The sequence below is a fragment of the Acinetobacter sp. ANC 4973 genome, assembly GCF_002135275.1.
In the GTDB taxonomy this organism is placed as follows: Bacteria; Pseudomonadota; Gammaproteobacteria; order Pseudomonadales; family Moraxellaceae; genus Acinetobacter; species Acinetobacter kyonggiensis.
On record NZ_NEGM01000032.1, the window covers coordinates 1 to 11,672 of the forward strand.

Sequence of the window (11,672 nt, forward strand, 5' to 3'; positions counted from 1 at the left end):
ATTATGAGCCAATAAAATTTTATACAGTGATAAACCTATATTTTATCAGATCTTCTTAAAAACGTGATATAAATCACGCTTTATTAGTGATTTTAATTATGCGTCACAATTAAAGTTATTTATAAAAGATTTTTTTACACGAATATGGATTTTCTAGAATCATAAGCCTAATGCGAGTTAGCCATGTTAATACCCTACATTTATATTAATCGTATCTAAGGATGTAGGGTGTGATGCCTCAATTGTGTGACCATCTGCTGTTTCTCCCATCCTTTGATATTCTCTTTGTGCAACGTCTATTAAAAACAATGCCATATTCATCACTTTATATTTTTTAACGGCAACTGAATAATAATTATAAATACCTGTATATAAAATGGTTTATTTAAAATACATGTTTTTTAAATATCAATTATCGACAAAACATCTTCTATTTATAATGATCTTTGCCATTCTACCCAAAGAAAAAATTTGAATCATTTCATGCTTATTTATTAGTTTAGTCGTCATGATTTTACTAACTCTAAAACCGACTAATGTTAGATCAACTTAGTGGACTTTCACATATCTCCCAACCTTCACCTTCGTACTGATCGAATATGCTGTGCAGCCTAATCTAAGGATGCACAGTAATGTATGACTAATCATGCTTTTCATAATCCATCAATAATTCAGCAAAATCTCAGTTGCAGACAATACTTTTTATTGGACATTTGCCAGCTCAGCGTTATTTAAAATAAAGCTGAGTTCCACAATCAATTTGTCATTACGCACAAATATCAGCTTTCACATATTGAAGAATAAAAAATAAAAATTGACAATACGTACTTATAAATATTAAAAATTAATCAACACATTAACTAAAAAATAAATTCCTAAAAGAGTATTTCAATTGAATATAGAAAACAGTAAATCTAGATTGGTTGCACCTATTAAGGAGTTAAATTTCCTTCATGAGGATACGCAAATTATTAACAAGAATATTAGCGCAATTCAAGCTTATAGCATGATGACGCATAAATCATCTGCTTGGCTAAATACTGCTTTTAAGATTAGAGATTTCTTAAGTTATAGATTAGGAGGTGTAAAGCCAATTAAAGGATTTGGCTCATCAACAATTCATCCAGCAAAATTAAATGATAAATTAGATTTCTTTGATGTGGTTAAAATTTCAGATAATGAATTGTTTCTCCAGTCAACGGATAAGCATTTGAGTGTGTTAGTTGCTATGCAAATTAATGCATGTACTGAGTACAAGAATGAAATTAAGATTACAACAAGCGTCGTAACGTACAATTTTTTTGGAAAAATTTATATGCTCCCAGTATCCATTGCACATGGGCGAATTATAAGAAATATGCTTAAAAAATTAGCATAACTTACGAACAAAGCCCTTGCTTAATCTGCCCCAAAAGTTGGACATACAGTCCAATTTAAAGGCTGTATTTCATGTCAAATACATAACCTGAATCCAGCTTAAGTCAATGCTTCGCTCATTTGAATCGTTGGCTTATTTTTTATGGCAGAGCTAATAAACACACAAAATTACATAAATACCTGTGAAGTAATCTAAGAGGCTCCAAGACTTACTCATTACCAGATTATATGCTCTTTGGGCAAACTAAATAATGACAAGAAGAAAGCTTTGAAATTATTGAAATGCGAGCATTGATACTAAATTTCGATAAACACGATTCAGGTTATGTAAGTTATCTATTCTTTTTCAAACAGCCCCCTCATCATCACCCATAGATTTTTCTTATAAATAAAAATACAGTTGTGTATTATTAAAAAGCTTGGATGGTCTTCCAAACAAAATAGAGTAAATACTCAGTAAGTTTTTATAATTCAATAATTTAAGAATATATTAAAATCTAATAATGTTCATTAAAAATCCAAAAAAACCATAAAACTTAAGTTATTGATTACAAAAAACTGTATAAAATTACTTTAACTTTCATACATTTTTCATATATAAAAAGACATACTAATTTTATGGCTTTAAACCATTTAACACATAATTTTTAAATCAATGAGGGGTTAACAATGCAAAATAAAAAACGCAATCTTTTGGATGCGCAACACTCACATCTTTGGATTATCGGTGGCGGTATTGCTGGCATGGCAGCAGCAGCTTTTGCAATTCGCGATGCTAAAGTACCTGCAAAAAATATTCATATTTTAGAAGAGCTGGATATATCGGGCGGTTCAATGGATGGCGGCCCTACTCCGCATGCAGCGCAAGCATGGGTGACACGTGGTGGACGTATGCTGACCGATGAGACCTATTTATGTTTATGGGACTTATTTTCCAGCATTCCCTCTTTAGAAAATCCTGAAATTTCTGTACGTGAAGAATGCCGTGAATTTAACGAACAAGTGAAAACCCATGCTCAAGCGCGTTTAATTGATGCACAGCATGTAATTGCAGATGCAGAAAAACTCGGACTAAATACATTACACCGTGTGCAAATGTTGCGCTTATTGGCATCGAGAGAAGAAAAAATCGGTAGCCGCCGCATTGATGAGTTTTTTGATGATGCTTTTTTTGCAACCAATTTTTGGCGCATGTGGCGCACAACATTCGCTTTTCAAAAGTGGCATAGTGCAGCGGAATTGCGCCGCTACTTTTTGCGTTTTATTCAGGAACTACCACGTATTCATACGCTCGCAGGTGTCAAGCGCACCAAGTACAATCAATACGACTCCATGATTCTGCCGCTACAACGCTGGCTGGTGGCGCAAGGCGTAGATGTACGCTTTGGCAATTATGTGACCGATGCAGACTTCATTACCGATGAAGAAACTCAAGAACGCCGTGCTACACGTCTATACGTGAAATTACCTGAAGGTACAGAGCAAATCGAGCTGAAAGCGCACGACTTAGCCATTTTCACTTTAGGCTCCATTACTGCCGACTCTCGTTATGGCGGCAATGATGATGTACCCGCTTTAATCCGCGACCGTTTGGATCATGGCTGGACACTTTGGGATATATTGGCTAAGAAAGCACCTGACTTTGGCCGTCCAATGACTTTTTATGGCAATGTCGATGAACATAAGTGGGAGTCATTCACCCTAACCATGAAAGATGATGTGCTGTTAAAACGCATCATTGATTACACTGGCAATGAACCGGGCACTGGCGCATTGATGACTTGGTTTGAATCAGGTTGGCATTTATCCATTGTCGTTCCAGCACAGCCACATTTTCCAGACTTGCCTGAAGGCATGTATACCCTATGGGGCTACGGCTTCCAAATTGACCATATCGGCGATTACATCAAAAAACCGATGAGCGAAGCCACTGGTAAAGAAATTTTAACCGAACTCATCAAACAGCTGGGCTTTGATGACATTTTAGAGCATGTGTTGCAAACAACCGATGTGACAACAGCAATGATGCCGTATGCATCCGCCCTGTTCGCATGCCGAAAATTAGGTGATCGTCCTTTGGTGATTCCTCATGGTTCGCAAAACTTTGCCTTTTTAGGTCAGTTTGTTGAAATTGAAGATGATGTGGTCTTCACTGTGGAATATTCTGTGCGTGGCGCTATGATTGCGATTTATGAATTCTTTGGCGTAGAGCGTGAAATTCCAGAGATCTATAATGGTCTGCTCGATCCGAAAGTAGGTTTAAAAGCACTGGAAACAGTTTTCCATTAAGCATGAATTGACCTTGTATAAAATAAGAGCACACAAACGTGCTCTTATTTTTTTAACTTAGTCTATTTTTATCTCAACACATTACAAAACATACTTATTTCACCAAATTAATAGAAGTAGATTGCCCTATTTTTAAAAACAATATACTTAAACTTTATTTACTTAGATCTTCGCTAACTTTCACAACCTCAATAATTTCGAAAGTACGTTGGAATTTTATTCAGCTTTTACGAGTTATCGTCAATAAATTCTAACGCTGTTTATTCCTAATTGTATTTACATTCTTGTTCATTAAATGTCTTATAAAGTACTTAAAAAAGAGACTTTGAATATAACTAAGTTCTTGTTGATGATTTCTATAAAAATCGTCAGGGCTATCAAATAGACCGAAGTCCTGATTAATCCCCTTATCCTGAATAAAAGTATCACTTAGATTCCAATCTATAGGCGGATTATCAAAATTATCAGTGAAAACTCCAAAACCGCAGAATCTCTTAGTCATGTTTTTATTAATGTTTCTTAATTCTTGAAGATACTGCCTATCAAGAATAACCCCTTCCAAGATATACCAATGTTCATTCACATAAACTTCTACCCAGCTATGCAAAATGTTTTTAGGTGAAAGCTTATACCAGAGACCATCAATGGCACCTTTTTGTAACTCTTTATCAATAGTGAAGCCGTGTAACCGAGTAGGTATTTTGACTGCTCTTAACAGTGCCATCAATAAAGTCGCTTTTGTATTACATTGGCCATAGCCATCTTTTAAAATATCAGAAGCCTGTATCGTGTCACCAGTGTTATAACCAAACTGTATTTCATCTCGAACAAAATTATAAATATTTTTTACTTTATCTACATCACCTAACCCATTCCATTTTCTTTGCTCTATTAAATTTTTTATTAAAATATGGTTATAGTCCAAAATAGGGGTTTCTTTCAGCAATCTTTCCATAATGACCTCTGTCATTTTACTTATCTTTATTCAAAACTATGGAGTTAGACCAAGGTCAATAGATCATGGCTTTTAATAATTTATAATATTTTCCTTATTTTTATTTTGGGGCTTTTCTCTATCTAAAACTATGCAAAAAATGTGCTGACTTTAGCTCACAAAAATAAGTGCAGGCTTGGTATGAACAACGCAAATAATCAGGACAAATCCTCTTAATTTAAATTATGGATTTAATTTATAGAGAAATAAACAAATTAACGCATACAACTTAATCCATTGTATAGATTAAGTTATATGCAAATAAAAGCTTAAAAGTTACCAATGATTCTAGAAAAGATAATTGTAAGAACATGAATTGCGCTTAAATTATTTCCACTGCATTTCGCCTGTAAGTACTTTGGAGCTTAACTCCAAAGAACTTTCTTCTACCAAGTTAGGGTACTTCTCTTTTAAGGCTGCAATGACTGATGCTGAATCTTTATGATCTTTCAAAACCTTATCGACATCCACAAGATACTTGTAGGTAAAGTCGATGGCTTTTGTTGCAGAAGGAATTTCACCCATATAATGTCCAGGAATTACAGCCTGTGGATGTAATCGATTCATTTGTTTCACCGTTTTACGCCATTCAGCACGTGCTTCTTTCGTTTGTGCATCTGCTGTCCACAAATGAATCCCTGAAGACAAACCAACACCCCCCAGAATTGTACGGTTGCTTGGAACCCAAAGATAAGAAGCATATTTACCTGGCGCTTTAATCTCAATTTTTTCACCTTCTAGCTCAATCGTTTTATCTTCAATTGCACTAGGAACAATCACTTGAGATGGAGCACCATTTTTCAAAATGGGTCCCCAATAGGCAAACTTACCATCTTTAGTTGCTTCAATATGTTTGACCACTTCAAGTGTTGCAATCACTTTTGCATTTGGGAATGCTTGTACAAGTGGCTCTAAGCCGAAATAATAATCTGGGTCACCTGCTGTAATAATAATATATTTAAGATTTTTACCACTGTCCTGTATGAGTTTAACTAAGTTCTTTGCATCGTTGATACTAAATTGTGCATCAACAAGCACAGCTTCTTTTTCACCAGAAATTAGAGTCGATGTAACAGGGAAAATACCTTGTGCTTGAGGGTTATAAACTTTATAGCTTAACTCCGTTGCAAAAGCTGAAGCACTCAATGCCATTGAACTGACAAGAAGTGATTGAATAAGTAATTTCATATTGTGGTCTCTCTTTAAAATTAAATTACGCTTTAAGCAATTGCTGATCAATGAACTGAACCAAGTCCTGTGGTTTATTGTAAAATTTATGTATTGGTATCTTATTCATTTCGCCAGATTGGTTTTCATACACCAAGGTTGGAAAGCCTTGTCCACGCACATGTGATAACAATTGACGTGTCTGATGAATACTTTGATACATAAACTTCTGATCTACTGCCTCTAAATATTTTGACCATTGATCTTCATGAATACCTAACTGCAAAACAAGTTGAGCAAGCACACTGTATTGTGTGACATTTAGGCCATTTTGATAGTAGCCCTGTTGTATTAAATTTAAGAGCGACAACATTGAGCTATGCCCTAAACCCTGATAAATACTCAGTAAAGCATGAGTTGCAGGAATAGAGTTCATGATCAATGTTGTATCTGCAAGCAAACCATTTTTATAATCATCGCCAAAATCTACACCTGTGAGTTGATGTATCTGCTCATCATAATGAATGATTTGTGCACGCATTGCTGCTGTCATTTGTGGTTTGTGATTTTCACTATAAAGTCCACCCAAATGTAGACTCTGTCGATTTGGAAATTTTTCTTCGACTGCATTCATTAAAGGTAATGCACCATAGCTCCAGCCACAGATAGGATCGATAATCCAATGTAAAATTGGAGAAGCCATAAACGTACTCTCATCAATAAAAATATGATTTGAAATGTGCGAAGAACCGTACATTTCAGGCGATATTTGTTATAGTAAATAAGACAGTTACTTTTTGTAAGTACTTACAAAAAAGTAAGTGCTCTTTTATGGCGGAAAATATATGAACACCAATGAATCTTGCTTGGCCGCAAATGTTCTATCAAAAAATTGCCCCTCTAGAGTTACGCTAATGCATTTAACCAATCGTTGGGGGGTACTCGTCATGTTTAGTTTAAGAAAAGGGACACATCGATTTAGTGAATTAAGACGAAAAATTGATGGTATTAGTGAAAAAATGTTGACTCAAACTTTACGTGATTTAGAAAATGATGGTTTTATCATTCGTAAGGAATATGCCGTCATTCCTCCACATGTAGAATATTCATTATCTGCAAAAAAAGGCGTTGAAGTTGCTGAAAAAATTTATGATTTAGTTGATTGGATTGAAAAAAATACAAATTAAGTGGGCAAGTCATCAACCCCCAAGCATAATCAGAATTCGTATTTAGAGTCAGTCACAGCCCTCAGAAAGACACCTAGATTACATAATTTAGGTGCATACTCAGCACACTCAATATCAATATACAAGCTCACCACAAACTAAAGGCCGTGTAAAATATAAACAGAGAACTTTTTAGGATCATCAGATTAAAGAGATGCGCCTGAAAAGTATCAGTTCAATAACATAAGCAAATGCAGGGTTGCTTTGTTTTATCGAGAAGCCTAATCATAAATTTAAAAAAACATTATATTTCAATAACATATTTAATCATGCCACTAACAAATCAACAATTAGATGATATTTAAATTGGTTAATAACATCTAGACGAATTACATTATAAGAGATAGGCTTTAAATAATTTAAAAATTTAAGTATATGAAAAAATGGATAAAATAGTATTTTTACCTGGGGCTTCTGGAAATATGGATTTTTGGAATCCTTTAATTGATTTTTTGCCCATACATTATGAAAAAGAGATTATTGGTTATCCGGGTTTTGGAACCTCTGAAAATGATCAAAATATAAATAATTTTAGTGATTTACAAGACTATGTCACAAGCAAAATTCAATCCAAATCTATTCTGATTGCTCAATCAATGGGAGGGATTTTTGCAGTTAATAAGACCTTCATGAATCCTAATCTGATTAAAGGTCTGGTTTTAATCGCAACTTCAGGTGGAATTGATTTGACTCATTTTAATGTTCAAGATTGGCGTACTGAATACCAAGAGCAATATCCACGATATCCCAACTGGTTCATGACAACGAATGTTGATTATGAAGATTATCTTGAAACAATTCATGTTCCTGTTTTATTGATATGGGGAGATGATGATTCTATAAGCCCTATTACTGTAGGAAAACATCTAAACTATAAGTTAGGAAATTCTAAATTGCATATTATTGAGGGTGGAAAACATGACTTAGCAGAAAAGCATGCTGAAGAAGTTAGCCTGTATATCAATCAGTTTTTAGAAACTCTTTGTTAATTCTCCCTAAAATCCACAACTGTTATGGCAACCAACACACTGTAGTCGCTTTTGCATGGATATTCCCGCGCTATGCAAATTATTTCTTCAGTTTTATACATTTTTATTTACATACATTTAAGATTGAATTGAAATTTTATCAATCATTTACCGTCAACAACTCATTTCACGAAAAATAATTCTGTATTAAATTTTGAGAAAACATGACCTTAGACTGCTGATTAAGCACATGTATCCATCGGTAACTTACTCAACACTTACACGACCAAATATCAAGGTATGGCAAAAATTAGATGGACAGTAATTGAATGTCGAAAGATTCAAGCACAGTTAATTTTGGTATGAAATAGCCCTCAAAATTGAGGGCTATTTCATATAACGTCCATTATGTTATATAGCGGGTTTATATCTATTTTAGAATACTCGTGAAAGCTTAACCAACTGTTTCCAAAGTATTGCCGACACAACATGACCTTTCATTACAAAGCATATAAGTATGCTTTGTACATGAGCATGTCGATAAAACGCTCACTGGGAAATTATCTATCTAAATATCGATTAAAAATCTCTAGGACTACACCAATGACAGCCACCATGAGGTGGAAGCTCATTAATTGTTGTAACTACGGTTTACTGTACCTCTCTTACAGAATTTTCCTTGATATCCATTATGACACTGGTTTAGATCACTAGGTGTTGGTGTACCTACACATACACAGTATTGATCTTTAACGGGTACAACACCCGAAACTTTGTCCCTTTCACCACCATGCATTGTGAAGTTTCTGTTTCCTCCAGAGTTATAATGAATACTGAAATAGCACATAGATGAGCCATAAGCATCACAACCCCAAGGAACAGTTTCTTTCTTTTCCGCTGATACATTACTTGAAATAAGCAATCCACCGAAAAAAAAGAAGCCGCAAAGAATGCTTAACACGAATTTCATGAAAACACCTCCTTTTCAGATACAAGCCGCTGATAGGATAGATTTCTGTACCGACCTGAAGATATTCTAAGTTAACTACAGATATATGGCTCATTTCTCCTAAAAACAAAAAATGGAGCACAACTATTCTAAGTTCAGCCTTGTTTGTCAATTTGATCACATTTTAAGCATTTTATGGTATGTAATTTGTTTAACCAAAAAAGCTGAGCTTGCACAGCCGATTGATACAGAGAGGGTGCTGGATAAGCATATTTAGAGAGCAGTTTGATAAAGTTGCTGCCAAAACAACGTATTTCAAACACTAGAGGATGAAAATTAAAATAGCTAATCAGCAACAGAGTCAACCAAATCAAGAATCTAATCAGCAACAACCTAACCGTCAAAATGAACCAAACAGCCCACAGTAGTAAACTGATCCTAAAAAACAACCCAAAAAGCTACAAAAATGATCTTTCCGATTATAAAAACCCTAAACTTTACGTTTAGGGTTTTTTATGCCCGTTTTAAAAAGGCTCTATTTAAGATTTAATCTGGTTGCTAGAATTCATAACTTAGGATTGAATGAAAAATAAGTTCTGAAATAGTTCAAAGTTAAGGAGTTAATATCTAGAATCCATAATGAATCAGCATCATAAACTTGATTAATTTTTATTTTGTCTTTTTTCTATTATTAGTTAAATTAAAATAATTTTTAAATATGATCATTTTTTATTAATTTAAATATAATATTCCCATTCATTTTGTTTTGACAAAAGTTTCAAAAAAGGTCCAATTGTTAATGTATTTAGGAGAAATGGATTGAACTCGCTACCATGATGTTCCAAAAAGAAATTTCTTAAATTGACATTAAGAGGAGCAAATTTCATAGCCCATTGGTCAAACAATCGGACTTTAGCGTCCTCAAAATAAATTAACTGACAAGAAATATGACGATTATCTTTTAAAATTTTATTAAAATATAAATCATTTACTGTTGATTTTTTCCCTTCCAAACATTGGATAAAACACCCATTACCATAACAAAGGACTCCAGTTATATTTTCTTGAGTATTGTAGTTAATTGAAGTAGTTAAAATATTCATTAAATCCAATTTAAAGGCATCATCATTACGATAAAATTTACTTACATATACAAGCCTGATACATCCTATCATTATCAAAAACCTTCTAATTATCTTGAAATATAAATATACTATCAACTTTATTTAGTATACAGAACAACCTTATAATTAAAATAAACCTAACACATAAAAATTTAAATTGATGTTTTAAACCTTATACTGATTACCAATGAATATGCTATGTATCCTGTATAAGATACAAACATTAAAATAAAGCCATTCATTTTAAGAGCAATGTTTTTGCTTTATTTCTTCAATTAACCAACCCTTTTATCTCTTTGTTGTTGTCGTAGATCCAACGATCAAATTAAGATTCAGCACTACCTATATGTAAAAATCAGCATATTCAACGGCATAAATCTATATCAATGATTGCAACACGGGGTAAAGTAAGCTCTATGCAAATCGTGGTTATATCAACCAAGAATAAAGTTAAAACCTAAATATTAAATATCAAGATATTGATTTAATTACATAAAAAAATAAAATATGGAAGTAGTCAATTTACTAGAAGTTTTCCTCAAACTTGATAGAAAAAATAGAAAAGAAAACCCCATCAAACCAATGACGGGGTTTTCTATGCCGTAGAACATTCGGCAATTCGAGAGCGACTTAATCATCTTTACCGCATTTGCGGCATTCATGGGTGTATCCACTATCATCGAAGTCGAATTCATACGCATGAATACAGAATAATTTACGGAGGAATTGGAGCATTTGTTTTTCCTAAATTTCAAGAAAAAAAATACCTCCTTGGTAGGAGGTAGAAACTAAAAACAAAAAAATATAGCGATAGATTCTATAAATTATTATATATCTACTTAATTTTAAATCATTGGCAAAATATTACTTTACCATTAATTCAAAATACATAAGACAAATCCCGATCAATGAGCGAGCTTACGTTATTATACAGCCATGTCAATTTGAACACTTCACTTCAAGCTGATAATCATCTTGAGTAACTTTAATTTTAATCTTCTTATATTTTCTCTTACTCGGCTCCATAGCTGAGCCAGCTACTTCTTCAAAAAAATTTCGATCGTTCATTAGCTCTCCATAAGCTTTATAGCCAATTAATATTTTTTCAGGCGTTTTATTTTTTAAAACTATATCACTAACAAGTTTATCTAGTTTCTTTATATTAATATTCGGCATTTAGATTAAGCTCAAAATTTTAAAAAAATATTATACTTTAGTTTTATGAATATATAGTGTCAAAAAACTATCTAATGATGAATTTTAAAATTTAATTATTCATCTTTATTAAAATCAATTCAATCCGATCAATCGCTTCCCACAGCTTCAAATCACTCAATAGCCAGAAATAGTATAAGTTATCATCAATAATACGGTAGTGCTCAGATCCAACGTGTTTTATTTTAGAATACAATTGAAACCACACAAGTCGTAAATACTGACAATGATCATAGAAACTACAACCTACCTATGCACCCGCTGCCAATCAGCGAATATCTATAATAATGGACACAATAAAAGTGGAAATGCGCAGTTCAGATGTAAAGATTGTGGTCGTTCAAGTGCGCTCAAACCTAAAAT

Annotated in this window: 11 protein-coding genes; 5 read left to right on the plus strand and 6 right to left on the minus strand. The window is 33.4% G+C overall.

The window, feature by feature from the left end:
- Positions 1-892: 892 nt before the first annotated feature.
- Positions 893-1,378, plus strand: a complete 486-nt coding sequence (locus tag B9T30_RS16225; protein WP_086185911.1) for a DUF2867 domain-containing protein — start codon at positions 893-895, stop codon at positions 1,376-1,378.
- A 668-nt stretch (positions 1,379-2,046) separates the two neighbouring features.
- The gene (locus B9T30_RS16230; RefSeq protein ID WP_086185912.1) at positions 2,047-3,666 is read left to right on the plus strand and encodes an oleate hydratase; all 1,620 of its coding nucleotides are present in this window, start codon (positions 2,047-2,049) and stop codon (positions 3,664-3,666) included.
- A 250-nt stretch (positions 3,667-3,916) separates the two neighbouring features.
- Here the strand turns inward: B9T30_RS16230 and B9T30_RS16235 are convergent, their stop codons facing one another.
- The 3 genes from B9T30_RS16235 to B9T30_RS16245 all read right to left on the minus strand — a co-directional run bounded on the left by B9T30_RS16235 (position 3,917) and on the right by B9T30_RS16245 (position 6,530).
- Positions 3,917-4,621 (minus strand): transglutaminase-like domain-containing protein, encoded by a 705-nt coding sequence (locus B9T30_RS16235; RefSeq protein WP_086185920.1) that lies wholly within the window; start codon positions 4,619-4,621, stop codon positions 3,917-3,919.
- A gap of 366 nt (positions 4,622-4,987) precedes the next feature.
- On the minus strand, positions 4,988-5,848 hold the full coding sequence (locus B9T30_RS16240; protein ID WP_086185913.1) for a Vmh family MBL fold metallo-hydrolase: 861 nt from the start codon (positions 5,846-5,848) through the stop codon (positions 4,988-4,990).
- Positions 5,849-5,873: 25 nt separating this feature from the next.
- Positions 5,874-6,530: a DsbA family protein gene (locus B9T30_RS16245; protein WP_086185914.1), complete on the minus strand. Its 657-nt coding sequence runs from the start codon at positions 6,528-6,530 to the stop codon at positions 5,874-5,876.
- A gap of 142 nt (positions 6,531-6,672) precedes the next feature.
- On the opposite strand from B9T30_RS16245, the gene B9T30_RS16250 reads away from it, so the two are divergent.
- On the plus strand, positions 6,673-7,014 hold the full coding sequence (locus tag B9T30_RS16250; RefSeq protein ID WP_086185915.1) for a winged helix-turn-helix transcriptional regulator: 342 nt from the start codon (positions 6,673-6,675) through the stop codon (positions 7,012-7,014).
- A 422-nt stretch (positions 7,015-7,436) separates the two neighbouring features.
- Positions 7,437-8,042 (plus strand): alpha/beta fold hydrolase, encoded by a 606-nt coding sequence (locus tag B9T30_RS16255; protein ID WP_086185916.1) that lies wholly within the window; start codon positions 7,437-7,439, stop codon positions 8,040-8,042.
- 610 nt (positions 8,043-8,652) lie between these two features.
- Here the strand turns inward: B9T30_RS16255 and B9T30_RS16260 are convergent.
- From B9T30_RS16260 to B9T30_RS16270, 3 genes are all read right to left on the minus strand, one after another.
- Positions 8,653-8,991, minus strand: a complete 339-nt coding sequence (locus tag B9T30_RS16260) for a hypothetical protein (protein ID WP_086185917.1) — start codon at positions 8,989-8,991, stop codon at positions 8,653-8,655.
- A 716-nt stretch (positions 8,992-9,707) separates the two neighbouring features.
- The gene (locus B9T30_RS16265; protein ID WP_086185918.1) at positions 9,708-10,145 is read right to left on the minus strand and encodes a BLUF domain-containing protein; all 438 of its coding nucleotides are present in this window, start codon (positions 10,143-10,145) and stop codon (positions 9,708-9,710) included.
- Between the two features lie 888 nt (positions 10,146-11,033).
- Entirely contained in the window at positions 11,034-11,270 is a 237-nt protein-coding gene (locus B9T30_RS16270; RefSeq protein WP_086185919.1) for a hypothetical protein, read from the minus strand.
- Positions 11,271-11,535: 265 nt separating this feature from the next.
- On the opposite strand from B9T30_RS16270, the gene B9T30_RS16905 reads away from it, so the two are divergent.
- Positions 11,536-11,672: IS1 family transposase (locus tag B9T30_RS16905; RefSeq protein ID WP_413772582.1), on the plus strand; the 137-nt coding region annotated here is incomplete at its 3' end.